The 15,156-nt window shown below is 73.7% G+C and carries 15 protein-coding genes and 1 pseudogene; 8 read left to right on the forward strand and 8 right to left on the reverse strand.

Features of this window, described 5'->3' with window-relative positions; genetic code table 11:
• Positions 1–110: 110 nt before the first annotated feature.
• The gene (locus tag IF19_RS0122290) at positions 111–428 is read left to right on the forward strand and encodes a hypothetical protein (protein WP_007459530.1); all 318 of its coding nucleotides are present in this window, start codon (positions 111–113) and stop codon (positions 426–428) included.
• A gap of 254 nt (positions 429–682) precedes the next feature.
• Positions 683–1,201: an ATP-binding protein gene (locus IF19_RS0122300; protein WP_078580793.1), complete on the forward strand. Its 519-nt coding sequence runs from the start codon at positions 683–685 to the stop codon at positions 1,199–1,201.
• A gap of 54 nt (positions 1,202–1,255) precedes the next feature.
• On the opposite strand, the gene IF19_RS0122305 is transcribed toward IF19_RS0122300, so the two are convergent.
• Positions 1,256–2,470: an ROK family protein gene (locus tag IF19_RS0122305; protein ID WP_030116656.1), complete on the reverse strand. Its 1,215-nt coding sequence runs from the start codon at positions 2,468–2,470 to the stop codon at positions 1,256–1,258.
• Positions 2,471–2,756: 286 nt separating this feature from the next.
• On the opposite strand from IF19_RS0122305, the gene IF19_RS0122310 reads away from it, so the two are divergent.
• Positions 2,757–3,887, forward strand: coding sequence for an MFS transporter (locus tag IF19_RS0122310; RefSeq protein WP_030116655.1), 1,131 nt, complete (start codon positions 2,757–2,759; stop codon positions 3,885–3,887).
• Positions 3,888–4,004: 117 nt separating this feature from the next.
• Complete coding sequence (locus IF19_RS0122315; RefSeq protein WP_030120415.1) at positions 4,005–4,370, forward strand: SCO4225 family membrane protein; 366 nt, start codon at positions 4,005–4,007, stop codon at positions 4,368–4,370.
• Between the two features lie 82 nt (positions 4,371–4,452).
• Here the strand turns inward: IF19_RS0122315 and IF19_RS0122320 are convergent, their stop codons facing one another.
• Positions 4,453–5,157 carry a TetR/AcrR family transcriptional regulator gene (locus IF19_RS0122320; RefSeq protein ID WP_032747762.1) on the reverse strand — a complete coding sequence of 235 codons (705 nt, stop codon included), beginning with the start codon at positions 5,155–5,157 and terminating at the stop codon, positions 4,453–4,455.
• A gap of 125 nt (positions 5,158–5,282) precedes the next feature.
• On the opposite strand from IF19_RS0122320, the gene IF19_RS0122325 reads away from it, so the two are divergent.
• Positions 5,283–5,738 carry a nitroreductase family deazaflavin-dependent oxidoreductase gene (locus IF19_RS0122325; protein WP_030116653.1) on the forward strand — a complete coding sequence of 152 codons (456 nt, stop codon included), beginning with the start codon at positions 5,283–5,285 and terminating at the stop codon, positions 5,736–5,738.
• Positions 5,739–5,781: 43 nt separating this feature from the next.
• On the opposite strand, the gene IF19_RS0122330 is transcribed toward IF19_RS0122325, so the two are convergent.
• The gene (locus IF19_RS0122330) at positions 5,782–6,996 is read right to left on the reverse strand and encodes a geranylgeranyl reductase family protein (RefSeq protein ID WP_030116652.1); all 1,215 of its coding nucleotides are present in this window, start codon (positions 6,994–6,996) and stop codon (positions 5,782–5,784) included.
• 195 nt (positions 6,997–7,191) lie between these two features.
• On the opposite strand from IF19_RS0122330, the gene IF19_RS0122335 reads away from it, so the two are divergent.
• Positions 7,192–8,556, forward strand: a complete 1,365-nt coding sequence (locus IF19_RS0122335; protein ID WP_030116651.1) for a dipeptidase — start codon at positions 7,192–7,194, stop codon at positions 8,554–8,556.
• 145 nt (positions 8,557–8,701) lie between these two features.
• Here IF19_RS0122335 and IF19_RS0122340 read toward each other — a convergent pair whose 3' ends face one another.
• Positions 8,702–9,739 carry an NUDIX hydrolase gene (locus tag IF19_RS0122340; RefSeq protein ID WP_030276793.1) on the reverse strand — a complete coding sequence of 346 codons (1,038 nt, stop codon included), beginning with the start codon at positions 9,737–9,739 and terminating at the stop codon, positions 8,702–8,704.
• A 98-nt stretch (positions 9,740–9,837) separates the two neighbouring features.
• The gene (locus IF19_RS0122345; RefSeq protein ID WP_030276794.1) at positions 9,838–10,770 is read right to left on the reverse strand and encodes an ROK family protein; all 933 of its coding nucleotides are present in this window, start codon (positions 10,768–10,770) and stop codon (positions 9,838–9,840) included.
• A 208-nt stretch (positions 10,771–10,978) separates the two neighbouring features.
• On the opposite strand from IF19_RS0122345, the gene IF19_RS0122350 reads away from it, so the two are divergent.
• Entirely contained in the window at positions 10,979–12,007 is a 1,029-nt protein-coding gene (locus tag IF19_RS0122350) for a LacI family DNA-binding transcriptional regulator (protein WP_030276796.1), read from the forward strand.
• Positions 12,008–12,033: 26 nt separating this feature from the next.
• Here IF19_RS0122350 and IF19_RS0122355 read toward each other — a convergent pair whose 3' ends face one another.
• Positions 12,034–12,858, reverse strand: coding sequence for an alpha/beta fold hydrolase (locus IF19_RS0122355; RefSeq protein ID WP_030116645.1), 825 nt, complete (start codon positions 12,856–12,858; stop codon positions 12,034–12,036).
• 92 nt (positions 12,859–12,950) lie between these two features.
• Here IF19_RS0122355 and IF19_RS0122360 point away from each other — a divergent pair, with 92 nt between their 5' ends.
• Positions 12,951–13,499 (forward strand): CGNR zinc finger domain-containing protein, encoded by a 549-nt coding sequence (locus IF19_RS0122360; RefSeq protein WP_030116644.1) that lies wholly within the window; start codon positions 12,951–12,953, stop codon positions 13,497–13,499.
• A 78-nt stretch (positions 13,500–13,577) separates the two neighbouring features.
• On the opposite strand, the gene IF19_RS0122365 is transcribed toward IF19_RS0122360, so the two are convergent.
• Together IF19_RS0122365 and IF19_RS1000000136390 are read right to left on the reverse strand one after the other, a co-directional pair.
• Entirely contained in the window at positions 13,578–14,876 is a 1,299-nt protein-coding gene (locus tag IF19_RS0122365; RefSeq protein WP_030116643.1) for a DUF6986 family protein, read from the reverse strand.
• 166 nt (positions 14,877–15,042) lie between these two features.
• Positions 15,043–15,156: pseudogene (locus IF19_RS1000000136390) on the reverse strand (electron transfer flavoprotein subunit alpha); the annotation flags it as partial.

Here is a 15,156-nt window from a genome sequence, read left to right on the forward strand (position 1 = left end):
CGACAGGCGGTGCGCGCGGGTCGCGGCCCGCTTCCGGGCCCCCTGGCGGACCGGCCCGCGGCCGTGCACACTGCACAGCAGGAGAGGTGACGAAGGGGGGCGAATCCGCGATGGCGGACGTCGAGTTCAGTGCGTCGGGGGTCAGGATCGAACGGTTCACAAGATCGCTGACCAGGGCCGGTCAGGTGGTGGTGAAGGACGGCCGGCTGTCGCTCCTCACGAGCAACGGGCGCGAGATCGACAGCGCCCCCGTGGGCACGGTCAGCGCGCGGAAGTGGTGGTTCATCGCGGCGGATTCCGTCATCGCCCGGGTGAACGGGGTGCGCTACCGGTTGACGATGGGGCAGCGCAGCCGCAGACGCGACGGGGCGGCTCCCCTGCGGCGCTTCCTGGAGACGCTGCGCAGCGCACGCGGCCGCCGGGACTGACTAGGTGCGGTACGCGGGGCGGCGGACCGGGTCCGGGGCCGCCGCCCCGCGCCGCGAGTTGCGGAGCACGACCCGCTGGGCCACGCTGGTCCCATGTCACTGATGGTGCACCATCGGTGACAGAGCGGCCCCCTCCACGGACCGGGTCGCGCGACACGAGCAGACACGACAAGAGCAGAGCGGATGCGGCGGTCAGTCATCCGCCGGCTCCGTTCGTTTCTCTTCTTCCGGACCTATTTCGGGGAGTCGCAGCCGTGATCAGTGAGCCCAGCAGGCACTGCACGGTGGCGCTCCAGGCCATGCCGTCGCGGATCGGCCAAGTCCGCAGGATCATCTCGGCGCAACTGCGCTATTGGCATCTCGATCCTCTGATCGACCAGGCGGCCCTGGGCGTCACCGAGCTTCTGACCAATGTCCACCGGCACGCACAGCCGGACAAGTCGTGCACCGTCGACATCGAGCTGCTGCTCGACCGGCTGACGGTCTCCGTGCACGACCACGATCCGCGTCTGCCCACGGTGAACGAGGCGGATTCGTTCGCCACGTCGGGCCGGGGGCTGGCGCTGATCGCCGCCGTCAGCGAGAGCTGGGGCGTTCGGCCGGTCGGTACGGCGGGGAAGGCCGTCTGGTTCACCCTGCCGGCGACGACGGGCGCCTCGACCCTGCCGCCGCTCGCGGTCTACGGGTCGATGACCGACGGGCCGTTCGGGTCCGCCACCGTCGCGCCCGACGACCTCTCCTCCCTGCCCGCCCGGTCGGCCGTCGTCGGCTGACCGGGGCGGGAGCGGGCGGGGAGCGCGACCGCCCGGCGGGCGAAGGGCCGCGCCTCAGGCCAGGGCCGCGAGCGGATCGTCGAGGACCGGCTGCCAGGCCAGTTCGGCCGCGCCCACCAGGCTGTTGTGCGCCAGCGTGCACGGCAGGATCGGCACGCTCCCGCTGCGCCCCCACAGGCTGCGGTCGGCGACGACGGCGCGCAGCCGCTCCGGGTCCGCCTCCAGCAGGTCGCGGTGGAGGCCGCCGAGGATGATCCGGTCGGGGTTGAGGATGTTGACCAGACCGGCGAGGCCCAGGCCCAGGCGGTCGATCAGCTCTTCGGCCGCGTGCCGCACGGCGGGGTCGTCGTACTCGGCGCGGAGCAGGTCGCCCGCCTGCTTGAGCAGGGACTCCTCGGGCCCCGGTTCGCGGCGGGCGGTGGTGAGGAAGGCCAGTGGATCGGTCTCCACGTCGAGGCAGCCCCGCCCACCGCAGTGGCAGGGCCGGCCCTCGGGGTTCACCGTGAGGTGGCCCACCTCCAGGGCCAGCCCCGAACTCCCGCTGTGCAGGCGGCCGTCGAGGACGAGCGCCCCTCCGACGCCCCGGTGCCCGGTGGCGACGCACAGGAGGTGCTGGGCGCCGCGGCCCGCGCCGTGCCGGTGCTCGGCGAGGGCGGTGAGGTTGACGTCGTTGCCGGTGAACGCGGGGCCGGTGATGCCCGCTTCGCGTACGCAGGCGGAGAAGATGTCCCGGACCGGGGAGCCGGCGGGCCAGGCGATGTGCAGCGGGTTGAGGGCGGTCCCGTCCGGTTCGGCGACCGCGGACGGCACCGCGAGTCCGGCCCCGACGCAGCGCAGCCCGCTCGCGCGGAGCAGGGCCGCCCCCGCGCCCACGACCTCGCCGAGCACCTGGGCGGGGTCGGCCATCACCGCGACGCATCCCGGTGTGGTGGCGACGATCCGCCCGCCGAGCCCGACGAGCGCGGCCCGGAACCCGTCGGCGTGCACTTGGGCGGCGAGGACGACCGGGCCGGCCTCCAGGACGGACAGCCGGTGCGAGGGGCGGCCCTGGGAGCCGGCCGCCGACCCGGGGCTGGAGTCGACCCGGATCAGGCCGAGCGCCTCCAGCTCCGCGGCGACCGCTCCGGCGGTGGCGCGGGTGACGCCGAGTTCGGAGGTGAGGACGGCCCGGGTGGGAGCGCGGCCGGTGTGGACCAGTTCCAGTGCGGGCCCGAGGGCGCTGCGGCCCCTCTCCAACTTCGTCCGGGTGGTCGTCGCCTTGCCGTTCATGGGGCTGAGTCTCCCATGATCCGGAGGGGCTCCGGACGCCCGGACCCGGCGCGGGAGCGGCTTCCGGTCACCGCCGCACGCCGCCCGTCCGGCGCCTCCCGGCGGGGGCGCCCACCGGCGGCCCCGGGCCGGACGCGGCTGCCGGGCAGGGGTGTTGCGCGCATCCTCCGGGCGCCCCTATCCTGAGTTTGTGCCGCAACTAAACAAACTGCGGACGGCCCTACCGGGGGGACCTGGCGGAGACACCGCCCCACCCTCGTCGGCCCGCCTCCGTACCGCGCTGACCGTGTTCTTCGCCCTCGACGGGTTCCTCTTCGCCGGCTGGGTGGTCCGCATCCCGGCCATCAAGCAGCAGACCGGCGCCTCGGCCGCCACCCTCGGCCTCGCCCTGCTCGGCGTCTCCGCCGGCGCGGTGATCACCATGATGCTCACCGGCCGGCTCTGCCGCCGCTTCGGCAGCCACGCCGTCACCGTGGCCTGCGGCGTCCTGCTCCCCCTGAGCATCGCGCTGCCCGCCCAGACCCACTCGGCGCTCTCCCTCGGTCTCGTCCTGCTGGTGTTCGGCGCGGCGTACGGCGGGATGAACGTGGCGATGAACAGCGCCGCCGTCGATCTGGTCGCCTCGCTGCGCAGGCCGGTGATGCCGAGCTTCCACGCGGCGTTCAGCCTGGGCGGCATGATCGGCGCCGGACTCGGCGGCCTGGTCGCGGGCGGCTTGTCCGCCTCCGCCCACCTCTTCGTCCTGGCCGGGATCGGCCTGCTCGTCACGGCGTTCGCCGGCCCCGCGCTGCTGCGCCACCGCCCGGCCCACGCCGCTCCCGAGGCCGCCGCCGGGCGCTCCCCCCGGCAGCGGCTGTCGCCCCGCGTCCGCCGGGTCGTCGTGCTCTTCGGCGTGATCGCGCTCTGCACGGCGTACGGGGAGGGCGCCCTGGCCGACTGGGGCGCGCTGCACCTGGAGCAGGACCTGGGCGCGCACCCCGGGGTCGCCGCCGCCGGATACGCGGTGTTCGCCCTGACGATGACGGCGGGCCGGCTGACGGGGACCCTGCTGCTGGAGCGGCTCGGCCAGACCCGAACCCTGGTTCTCGGCGGGGCGACGGCGGCGGCCGGGATGCTCCTGGGCTCGCTGGCGCCGACCGCCTGGGCGGCGCTGGCCGGGTTCGCGGTCACCGGGCTCGGCCTCGCCAACATCTTCCCCGTCGCGGTGGGCCGTGCGGGCGAGCTGGCGGGCCCGAGCGGTGTCGCCGCGGCGTCCACGCTCGGCTACGGCGGCATGCTGCTCGGCCCGCCCGCGATCGGGTTCCTGGCGGACTGGTTCTCGCTGCCGCTGGCCCTGACGACGGTCGCGCTGCTGGCGGCCGCGGCGGCCGCCCTGGGCTACGGGGCCCGCAACGCCACGTCGGACGCGCACGCCTGACCGCTCCGCGCTCGCGGCCGGCCACCCGCACACCGGACCGATTGAGTAGCCGTACTCAGGCGGCGGCCCGCTCCCCCGGCGCACGATGGAAACCCGACCGACCCGAGGGAGCCCGTCATGAAGCGCCTGTCCGACCACCCGCACCTGAACACCGTGGTCCGGCTGACCTTCCGCAACCGCGCCTCTCAGATCTACCTCGGCCTGGTGGTCGCGGCGGCGCTCTTCGTCGCCGTGGACACCTTGTTCGTCACCCACGAGGACGCCTCGTTCGCCGGCGTCTGGCTGTTCCTCCTCGCCGCCCCGGCCGTCGTCCTGTTCTTCGTCGGCGGCTCACTGGCGGGGGCCGGGGCGGGCGGCCCCACCTGGTACCTGGTGCTGGCGCTGGTGGTCTCGGTCCTCGTCCAGTCGCTGGCCCTGGGCTGGTTCGTCCGCCTGGTCCGCCACGCCGGATCGCCCGGGACCGCCCACGCACGAGGCGTCTGACGCCCGAACAGCGAGGAGGCCCGCCGGACACATGTCCGGCGGGCCTCCTCGTTTCCGTGCCCCCGCAGAGCGGCGTCGACGCTCAGGCCGCGGGGGCGGCGGGGAGGCCGACCGAGCGGGCCAGTTCGCCGACGGCGCGGCGGAACAGCGGCTCGCGCGCCTCCACCACCCGGTTGAACTGGCCGAACAGCTCGAAGGAGATCAGGCCGAACACCTGGGCCCAGGCGGCCACCAGAGCCGCGACGGCGGCAGGCGGCACGCCCGGGGCGAACTCGGCGGCCATCCGCTCGGCGTCGCGGCGCAGCTCCGGCGCGAGCGCGGGCACGGCGAGTTCGCCGGCCTCGGACGCGGCGCGGGCGATGCCGATGAAGACCAGCCCCACCCGGGAGGCGGGCCCCACCGTGTCCATCGGGGCGGTGTAGCCGGGTACGGGCGAGCCGAAGATCAGCGCGTACTCGTGGGGGTGGGCGAGCCCCCACTCCCGTACGGCACAGGCGACGGCGGTCCAGCGTTCGACGGGCGGAACGGTGTGCGCGCGATCGGCCGCCGCCCGCTCCGCCACCGCACCGATCGCGTCGTACGCGTCGACGATCAGGGCGGTGAGCAGGTCGTCGCGGCTGGGGAAGTAGCGGTAGAGCGCGGAGGAGGCCATGCCCAGCTCCCGCGCCACGGCCCGGAGCGAGAGCTTGGCCGCGCCCTCCTCGGCGAGCTGCTTCCTCGCCTCGTCCTTGATGGCGGCGGTCACTTCGACGCGGGCGCGTTCCCTGGCCCCTCGGATGGTGCTCATGCGATCAGCCTGCCACAGGATCGGAGCACCGTACAGAAACGAGAGCACTGCTCTTGCCTGCCGCCCTCGATGCGTGCACACTGATCTCAAGCGAGAGCACCGCTCTCATTTTTGCGGGAGTCATCATGACGCAGCAGGCGTACTACCTCCGGGCGAGCTCCTTCGCCCAGCGGCTGAACCGGATCGTGGGATGGCTGGCCCGGCACGGGCTGAGCCTGGGCGGGTCGGCCGAGCTGTCCGTGCGCGGCCGCCGCAGCGGGCAGATGCAGCGCATCCCGGTCAACATGCACACCTTCGAGGGCGAGCGGTACCTGGTCTCCGCCCGGGGCCACTCCCAGTGGGTGCGCAACATGCGCGCCGCCGCAGGCGGGGAACTGCGACTGGGGCGCAGGGTCGACCACTTCACGGCGGTGGAGATCGCCGACGACGCGCAGAAGGCCCGGATCATCCGGGCCTATCTGGAGCGGTGGGGCTGGCAGGTCGACCAGTACTTCCAGGGGATCACGGCGAAGTCGACGGACGCCGAGCTGCTGGCCGCCTGCCCGGACCACCCGGTCTTCCGGATCGGCGCGGCGGCCTGACCGCGCGCCGCTCGGTCACCGGGGCGCGGTCAGGACAACGGGCTCAGCGGTCCATCGCGTGCAGCGCCCGCTGGGCGAGCGGGTGCGTACGGACCAGTTCGGCCAGCGACGTGGTGCCCCGGGTGACGCCGGCGAACGCCTTCCACGCCGGGCGGAAACCGGTCAGCACCGCGTGCAGCACGCCCGGACGGCGCTCGAACAGCTTGAGCATGCGACGGCCCACGCCCATCTCCACGCCGAGGCCCGCCTTGATGGCGAAGGCGTAGTTGAGGGCCTGGCGGCGGGCGTCCACCGCGTCGTGCGCCTCCGCGATCCTGACCGCCCACTCCCCCGCCAGCCGGCCCGAGCGCAGCGCGAAGGAGATGCCCTCGCGGGTCCACGGCTCCAGCAGCCCGGCCGCGTCACCGCAGACCACGACCCGGCCGCGGGAGAGCGGCGAGTCGTCGCTGCGGCAGCGGGTGAGGTGGCCGGAGGAGACGGCGGGCTCGAACCCGGCGAGGCCGAGGCGGGCGATGAAGTCCTCCAGATACCGCTTGGTGCCCGCTCCGTCGCCGCGCGCCGAGATGACGCCCACGGTGAGCGTGTCGCCCTTGGGGAAGACCCAGCCGTAACTGCCCGGCATCGGGCCCCAGTCGATGAGCACCCGGCCCGCCCAGTCCTCAGCGACGGTGGCCGGGACCGGGATCTCCGCCTCCAGGCCGAGGTCGACCTGGTCGAGCTTCACCCCGACATGGGCCCCTATGCGACCGGCGCTGCCGTCCGCGCCGACGACCGCCCGTGCGAGTACTGTCTCGCCACCGGCCAGCACCACGGCGACCGTTCGCCGGTCGGGGACGGCGGGGCCGTGCTGCTCGACCCGTACGACCGATGCGCCGGTGCGCAGCTCGGCCCCGGCCTTCTGCGCCTCCTCGACCAGACCGGCGTCGAACTCCGGGCGGTTGATGAGCCCGAAGAGCATGCGCCGGGAGCGGCGGGTGCGCGACAGCTTGCCGTTGAGCGAGAAGGTGACCGCGTGGATGCGGTCCTTCAGGGGCAGTTCGAACCCCGGTGGCAGCGAGTCCCGGGAGAATCCGATGATTCCGCCGCCGCAGGTCTTGTAGCGGGGCAGTTCCGCCTTCTCCAGCAGGAGGACCCTCCTGCCCGCCACGGCTGCCGCGTACGCCGCCGATGCGCCGGCCGGTCCGGCGCCGACGACGACGACATCCCACACGGACGACTCTTCCGGCTCACGTCCGGCGTCTGCGTTCTCGCTGCTCACGATGTGCTTCTGCTCCTGATCCGACCAGTGGCCCCAAGCTGCTCACGGCATCCTACGGCGCGTTCCGGCCAACCCCTCCTGTGGGAGGATCGGCCATGATTTCGTCGTACATGCGTCGCCGTACCGACGGCGCCGCACACGGTCGCGTACTCACCGCGCCCTACACATAACGTCGCACCCACGAGGAGCGTGCCCATGACCGCCCGTCCGATTCCCGAGACCGTCGCCTCGCTGATGCCCCGCGCCCGGGAGGAGCTGGCCGAGCTGGTGGCGTTCCAGTCGGTGGCGGACCCGGCGGTGTTCCCGAAGAGCGAGTGCGAGGGCGCGGCCGACTGGGTCGCCGACGCGCTGCGCGCCGAGGGGTTCACGGACGTCGCCCTCCTGGACACCCCCGACGGAACGCAGTCCGTCTACGGGTACCTGCCCGGGCCGGCCGGGGCGCCGACCGTCCTGCTCTACGCCCACTACGACGTACAGCCGCCGCTGGACGAGTCGGCGTGGCTTTCCCCGCCGTTCGAGCTGACCGAGCGCGACGGACGCTGGTACGGGCGGGGCGCGGCCGACTGCAAGGGCGGGTTCATCATGCACCTGCTCGCGCTGCGCGCCCTCAAGGCGGACGGCGGCGTCCCGGTCTCGGTGAAGGTGATCGCCGAGGGCTCCGAGGAGCAGGGCACCGGCGGTCTGGAGCGGTACGCGGAGGCGCACCCGGAGCTGCTGCGCGCGGACACGATCGTCATCGGCGACACCGGCAACTTCCGGGTCGGGCTGCCGACGGTGACGGCGACGCTGCGGGGGATGACCATGCTGCGCGTGCGGTTGGACACCCTCGAAGGCAACCTGCACTCGGGGCAGTTCGGCGGTGCGGCGCCGGACGCGCTGGCCGCGATGATCCAGCTGCTGGCCTCGCTGCGCGCCGAGGACGGGACGACCACGGTCGACGGACTGACCGGCGACGCCGACTGGGACGGAATCCAGTACCCGGAGGCGGAGTTCCGGCAGGACGCCAAGGTGCTGGACGGCGTCGAGCTGATCGGCACGGGTACGGTCGCGGACCGCATCTGGGCCCGTCCCGCCGTCACCGTCATCGGCATCGACTGCCCGCCGGTGGTCGGCGCGACCCCGTCCGTGCAGGCGAGCGCGCGGGCGCAGGTCAGTCTGCGGGTGCCGCCGGGCCACGACGCGGCCGAGGCGACGAAGCTGCTCACCGCCCATCTGGAGTCCCGTGCCCCCTGGGGCGCGCGGGTGACGGTGGAGCAGGTCGGCCAGGGCCAGCCGTTCCGGGCGGACATGACCAGCCCGGCGTACACGGCGATGGCGGACGCGATGCGGGACGCCTACCCGGGCCAGGAGATGCAGTCCTCCGGCATGGGCGGTTCCATCCCGCTCTGCAACACGCTGGCGGGCCTCTATCCGGAGGCGGAGATCCTGCTGATCGGGCTGAGCGAGCCGGAGGCGCAGATCCACGCGGTGAACGAGAGCGTGTCGCCCGAGGAGCTGGAGCGGATGTCGGTCGCGGAGGCGCTGTTCCTGCGCAACTACGCGGAGTCGAAGAAGGTCTGAGCCGCCCGGGGCCCGGTGCCGGCGCTGTTCCCGTCGGGGGCGTCCGGAGCGTGGGTCCGCGGGTCCGGGCGGCGTGCGTACGCGGTGCCGTACGCACGCAGCCCGGGTCTCGTCCCTGTTCTTCCCGTTCCTTCCCGGGCCCCGCTCAGCCCACCGGCACCCCCGCCTCAAGGTTGAGCACCGTCTTCCGCTCGCGCGCCCGCAGCGCCCAGCGCAGCCGCTCGTACCGGGTGGGCGGCAGCATCCCCGCCGCCTCCGCCTCGGTGACGAACCGCCAGCCGCGCAGCTCGGAGCCGGGCAGCAGCAGTCGCCCGGCGTCCTCGGAGCGGAGCTGACCGCCGTCGAAGAGGAAGCGCAGCCCGCCGTATCCGGGCGGGCGGGGTGACTCCCAGTCGACGAGCAGCAGGGTGGGCACCCGGTCGAGGCCGAGGCCGATCTCCTCGGCGACCTCACGGATCCCGGCCTGCGCGGGGGCCTCGCCCGCCTCCACGACCCCGCCGGGGAACTCCCACCCGGGTTTGTACGTGGGGTCGACGAGCAGTACCCGGTCCTCCTCGTCGAAGAGCAGCACCCCGGCGGCCACCGTCTCGCCGGTCGGCTCGGGAGTCTGCACGATGGAGCACGGCGACGCGCTCCCGGTGCGCACGGCGGCCGCGATCCGCTCGGCGGTCTCCCGAGGAGTGAGGGCGCCGTTGTCGACCACATGCGCGTCCTGGGCGATCCATGCGAGGGCCTCGCGGTACGCGCCGATGTGCTCGTACGCCCACCTGCGCACCCGCTCGCTCTGCTCGTCGTCGCCCGGGAACTCCTCACGGCCCGCGATCCGGCCGCGCAGGATCGTTTCCTCAGGTGAGAGCGCCACATGGCGGACCGGAATGCGCCGGGAGGCGAGTCCTCCGAAGATCTCGTCCCGGTACTCCTGTCTCAGCAGCGTCATCGGCACCACCAGGACCCCGGGCACCTCGGCGAGCAGCGCCGCCGCCGTGTCCACCACGAGCCGCCGCCAGATCGGCAGGTCCTGGAAGTCGGTGACCTCGGCGAGCCGCTTCTGCGGCAGCAGGGCGCGCAGCCCCGCGCCGGTGACCTCCGGGTCGTACAGCGTGCTGTCCGGGATCAGCTCGACCAGTTCGGCCGCGGCACTGGTCTTGCCCGCACTGAACGCGCCGTTTATCCAGACGATCACGGTTCCCCCTCCTCCGTAGCCTCCTGTGGCTTGCCCGCTCCACCCTGTCGCGGAAACCCCCTGGCGGCGACGGCGTCGACCGGATGCGTTCGTTCCGGCTAGCTGCGCAGCGCGATGGCGGCCGCCGCGGCCCCGACCAGGCCCGCGTCCGTGCCCATCACGGCGGGCGCGACGGTGAGCCGGCGCAGGTAGGAGAGCGTGGCGTACTCGCGCAGGCTGCGGCGCAACGGGGCGAAGAGCACGTCCCCGGCTCCGGCCACTCCCCCGCCGACCACCGCGATGTCGAGGTCCGCCAGGGTGGCCGTGGCGGCGATGCCGGCCGCCAGGGCGCGCGCCGCGCGCTCGTACGAGGCGATGGCGACCGGGTCCCCGGCACGGGCGGCGACGGCCACCGCGGCGGCCGTGACGTCGCCGTCCGGACCGGGCCGCCAGCCGTTCTCCAGCGCGCGGCGGGCGATGTTGGGACCGCTGGCGATGCCTTCGACGCAGCCGCGCGCGCCGCAGGGGCACAGCTCGCCGTCCAGGTCGACGCTGATGTGGCCGATGTGCCCGGCGTTGCCCGACGGGCCGGGACGCGGGGTGCCGTCGAGGACGAGTCCGCCGCCGACGCCCGTCGACACGACGAGGCAGAGCGCGTTGTCGTGGCCGCGGGCGGCGCCGAGCCAGTGCTCGGCGGCCGTCATCGCGACCCCGTCGCCCACCAGCGCGACCGGCAGCCCGTCCGCCGTCTTGTGCACCCGCTCCACAAGGGGGAAGGCCCGCCAGCCGGGCACGTTGACCGGGCTGACCGTGCCCGCCGCCGCGTCGACCGGGCCGGCGCTGCCGATGCCGACGGAGCGGGCCGCGCTCCACAGCGGCGAGGCCATCAGCTCGCCCAGCACCTCGTCCACGGCGCCCATGACCGCCTCGGCGCCCTCCCGGGCGGGCGTCGGCCGCTGCGCCCGTACGCGGAGGGAACCGTCGCCGCCCACCAGCGCGCCGGCGATCTTGGTGCCGCCGATGTCGAGCGCGGCGACGAGGTCGGTATGCATCGGTGTGGGCTCTCCGGATCGGTGAAGGGGCGGGACCTGCGGGTTCCGACCTTAGTTTGCACAGTCTCCATTCTGTTGACAACGTTGTCCAGGGCCTATGCTCGACGCCACAGCCTCCGATCACCCCCGCGGTGTCCCGCTCGGCCGACCCGGGCGCCCGGCCGGAGCACCGCAGCCCCCGCCCGTATCCGACGACAGGACAGCGCACGTGGACCGGACCGCCCGTCATTCCGAGACCCGCTACGGCAACCGGCCGACGATGAAGGACGTGGCGGCCCGCGCCGGAGTCGGCCTCAAGACGGTCTCCCGGGTGGTGAACAGCGAGCCCGGCGTCACGCCCGACACCGAACGGCGTGTGCAGGAGGCCATCGAGGCGCTCGGCTTCCGCCGCAACGACAGCGCCCGCGTGCTGCGCAAGGGCCGTACGGCGTCCATCGGGCTGGTCCTGGAGGATCTGGCGGACCCGTTCTACGGTCCGCTGAGCCGTGCCGTGGAGGAGGTGGCGCGTGCGCACGGGGCGCTGCTGATCAACGGCTCCAGCGCCGAGGACCCGGAGCGGGAGCAGGAGCTGGTCCTGGCGCTGTGCGCCCGTCGCGTGGACGGGCTGATCGTGATCCCGGCGGGCGACGACCACCGCTATCTGGAGCCGGAGATCAAGGCGGGCATCGCCACGGTCTTCGTGGACCGCCCGGCAGGCCATGTGGATGTCGACATGGTCCTCTCCGACAGCTTCGGCGGGTCCCGGGAGGGCGTGGCGCACCTCATCGCGCACGGCCACCGCAGGATCGGCTTCATCGGCGACCAGCCGCGCATCCACACGGCCACCGAGCGTCTGCGCGGCTACCACGCCGCCATGGCGGACGCGGGCATCACCGTCGCGGACGGCTGGGTCTCCCTCGGCTCGACGGAGCCGGAGCGGGTCCGCATGGCTGTCGAGGAGATGCTGAGCGGCCCCGAGCCGGTCACCGCCATGTTCGCCGGCAACAACCGGGTGACGGTGACGGTCGTGCGGGTGCTCGCGGAGCGGGAGCGCCCGGTGGCACTGGTGGGCTTCGACGACATCGAGCTGGCCGATCTGCTCGGCATCACCGTCATATCGCAGGACGCCGCGGCGGTCGGCCGGACGGCGGCCGAGCACCTGTTCCGCCGCCTCGACGGGGCGGACCACGCCACGGCCCGGGTGGAGCTGCCAACGACGCTGATCCCCCGCGGCTCGGGCGAACTGCCGCCCGCCTGAGGGCTGTCACCCGGGCCGGGGACTCGTCAGGAGCGCTTCTCGAACGGGCGGGTGAGCAGCGCCAGTACCTGTGCGGGCGCGTCCTCCTGGACCGCGTGCCCCGCACCGTCGATCCAGTGCAGCTCGGAGTGCGGGATGAGCGCGTGCAGTTGCTCGCCGAAGGGCGGCGGCAGGAAGCCGTCCTCGCGCCCCCAGATGATCCGGGTCGGCACCGGCACCGTTGCGAGCAGGTGCTGGAACTCATCGGTGTCGGCCTGCTCCAGCTGCCCGTACTGGCGGTAGTACGCCGCCCGCCCCTCTTCGCCGCGCCAGGGGTCGAGATGGGCGGCCAGGGTGTCCGGCCGATAGCCCCGGCCGCTCGCGAAGCGCAGGTGGCTCTCGGCCAGCGCCTCGTGGGCGTACACGGGCAGCCGCTCGAAGACGTGCGCGTTCTCCCGCACGAGGCGGAACAGCCCGGTCCCCCAGTCACCGCAGGCCACGGCGTCCATCAGCGTGAGATCGGCGAACCGCGCTCCTTCGAGGAGGAGTGCCCGCAGCGCCACCGCTCCGCCGATGTCGTGGGCGATCACCCGCGGGCGCTCCAGCCCCCAGTGGTCCAGGAGCCCGGTGAACACCCGGGCCTGCGCGGCCAGTCGGAGGTCCTGGCCGGGGCGGCGCTCCGACCGCCCGTAGCCCGGCAGGTCGAAGGTGAAGACCTGGTGGTCCCGGGCGAGCGCGGGGGCGATCTCGCGCCAGATGAAGGAGGAGAACGGGGTGCCGTGGAGCAGGACGACGGGCTCCCCCTCCCCCTGCGCCTCCCAGTGGACGGCGCCGCTCGGGGATGTGTGGGTCCCGGACGAAATCGCGTTCATGAGATGCCTCCTGAAATGGGGTGCAGGACTCGGTCGCACCACCGACGTTACCAGAGCTCTCGCAAAGCCGGTAACTCACCTAGGATGGGGGCATGCGAAGGAACCCGGCGCCCGCCGAGCTGGAACTGGTCGAGGCGTTCTGCAACACGGCGACCCTGCTGCACGGCGAGGACGACCTCGTCCGGCCGGAGTCGGCGGCCGGCTGGCTGCGCGCGCACGGACTGCCCGAGGCGTCCGCCCCGGCGGATCTGGCGATGCTCGTCCAGGCCCGGGAGACCGTGCGGGCCTTCCTCGTCGACCGGACCTCCGCCGAGGCGGTCGACGGCCTCAACCGGCTGATCGCCTCGGTCGCGGGCCCGCCGGCCGTCCGCCTCGACGGCTCACTCGCCCTGCGGCCGGCCACGGACGACCCGGCGGCCGAGGCTGTGCGCGCCGTGCTCGAACCCCTGGTGCGGGACGGCCTGAGCGGCCGCCACGCCACCCGGCTCAAGGCGTGCGCCGCCCCCGACTGCCGCTGGGTCTTCTACGATCGCGCGCCGGCGTCGAACGGCACCTGGTGCGACATGGACGTGTGCGGGGCCCGGCACAAGATGCGCGCCTACCGGGCGCGCGGCGGCGGGGCGGCCCGCGGGACCACGTGAAGGAGCCCGGTCCAGGGCGGTGTCCGGACCGGGCTCTTCGGGCCGCAGGCGTACGGCCGGGGCAGGGGACGCGGGCGGCTACGGCGCCGTGACCGTCAGGTCGCCCCGGCGCGGCGAGGCGAAGGCGTCCAGGTCGGCGCGGGTCAGGCCGGTCAGCCGGGCGACCTCGTCGGTGTCCAGCGCGCCGCAGTCGATACCGCGCAGCAGGTAGCCGCTGAGGGCCTTGGCGGTGGCGGGCTCGTCCATCACGTCGCCGTCCGCCTTGGCCACGTACGCGGCGAGCCGGGCGGCGGCCGGCTCCAGGCCCTCCCGGTAGAAGGCGTAGACGGCGGCGTAGCGGGTCGGCAGGTGGCCGGGGTGCATGTCCCAGCCCTGGTAGTAGGCGCGGGCCAGCGCGCGGCGGGTGAGGCCGTAGTGCAGCCGCCACGCCTCGTGGACCCGGTCGGTCGGACCGACGGGCAGGACGTTGGTGGAACCGTCGGAGACGCGTACACCGGTGCCCGCGGCGGCGACCTGCATGACGGCCTTGGCATGGTCGGCGGCCGGGTGGTCACTGGCCTGGTAGGCGGCGCTGACCCCGACGCAGGCGCTGTAGTCGAAGGTGCCGTAGTGCAGGCCGGCCGCCCGGCCCCGGGCCGCGTCGATCATCCGGGCGACGGCGGCGGTGCCGTCGGCCGCGAGGATGGACTGGCTGGTCTCGATCTGGATCTCGAAGCCGATGCGTCCGGCGTCCAGGCCGTGCGCCTTCTCGAAGGCTTCCAGGAGGTGGACGAAGGCGGTGACCTGCTCGGGGTAGGTGACCTTGGGCAGGGTCAGCACGAGGCCGTCGGGGAGCCCGCCGTTCTCCATGAGCCCGCTGAGGAAGACGTCGGTGGTACGGATGCCCCGGTCCCGCACACCGGCCTCCATGCACTTCATCCGGATGCCCATGTAGGGGGCGGCGGTGCCGTTCGCGTACGCCTCGGAGACCAGGCGGGCGGCGCGGGCGGCGGCCCGGTCCTCCTCGGCGTCCGGGCGGGGGCCGTAACCGTCCTCGAAGTCGATACGCAGGTCCTCGACGGGCTCGCGATCCAGCTTTGCTCGCACGCGGTCGTGGACCGGGCCCGCCAACTCCTCGGGGATGCCGAGGACGGCGGCGAACGAGGCGGCGTCCGGGGCGTGTTCATCGAGGGCGGCGAGCGCCTGGTCGCCCCAGGAGCGCAGCGTGCCGGGCTCGAAGACGTCACCGGGCACATAGACGGTGTGCACGGGCTGGCGGGTGCCGGGGTCGCCCGGGTAGCGACGGGCCAGCTCCGCGTCTACCGCCGCGAGGGAGGCGCTGATCTCCTCGCTGACCGCACCGGCGAGGCTCGTCGCCACCTTCTCCTGCTGACCCATGACCGTTCCCTCCACACTCTCGCTGTTTCCGCTTCCCGGAATCAACAATCCGTATAGTGAAGTTATAAGGCCGCTCGACCTGCGTCAATGGTCGCCCGATACGGCTCCGGGCCGCGCGGTGGGGTTCACCGTGCGGCCCGGGACGGGTGGTGCTGGGAGCGAGGGGTCAGCCCTTGCGCGCGGTGATCTCCTCGGTGAGCTGGGGGACGACGGTGAAGAGGTCGCCCACGACGCCGTAGTCGACGAGCTCGAAGATCGGGGCCTCGGGGTCCTTGTTGAT

It is taken from the genome of Streptomyces californicus (genome assembly GCF_000717645.1).
GTDB classification, from domain to species: domain Bacteria; phylum Actinomycetota; class Actinomycetes; order Streptomycetales; family Streptomycetaceae; genus Streptomyces; species Streptomyces californicus.

Excerpts from the sequence above, each read along its gene's own strand:
- IF19_RS0122290 (WP_007459530.1), top strand. The coding sequence starts at position 111 with ATGGCGGACGTCGAGTTCAGTGCGTCGGGGGTCAGGATCGAACGGTTC.
- IF19_RS0122305 (WP_030116656.1), bottom strand. The coding sequence starts at position 2,470 with ATGAACGGCAAGGCGACGACCACCCGGACGAAGTTGGAGAGGGGCCGC.
- IF19_RS0122315 (WP_030120415.1), top strand. The coding sequence starts at position 4,005 with ATGAAGCGCCTGTCCGACCACCCGCACCTGAACACCGTGGTCCGGCTG.
- IF19_RS0122320 (WP_032747762.1), bottom strand. The coding sequence starts at position 5,157 with ATGAGCACCATCCGAGGGGCCAGGGAACGCGCCCGCGTCGAAGTGACC.
- IF19_RS0122325 (WP_030116653.1), top strand. The coding sequence starts at position 5,283 with ATGACGCAGCAGGCGTACTACCTCCGGGCGAGCTCCTTCGCCCAGCGG.
- IF19_RS0122335 (WP_030116651.1), top strand. The coding sequence starts at position 7,192 with ATGACCGCCCGTCCGATTCCCGAGACCGTCGCCTCGCTGATGCCCCGC.
- IF19_RS0122345 (WP_030276794.1), bottom strand. The coding sequence starts at position 10,770 with ATGCATACCGACCTCGTCGCCGCGCTCGACATCGGCGGCACCAAGATC.
- IF19_RS0122355 (WP_030116645.1), bottom strand. The coding sequence starts at position 12,858 with ATGAACGCGATTTCGTCCGGGACCCACACATCCCCGAGCGGCGCCGTC.
- IF19_RS0122360 (WP_030116644.1), top strand. The coding sequence starts at position 12,951 with ATGCGAAGGAACCCGGCGCCCGCCGAGCTGGAACTGGTCGAGGCGTTC.
- IF19_RS0122365 (WP_030116643.1), bottom strand. The coding sequence starts at position 14,876 with ATGGGTCAGCAGGAGAAGGTGGCGACGAGCCTCGCCGGTGCGGTCAGC.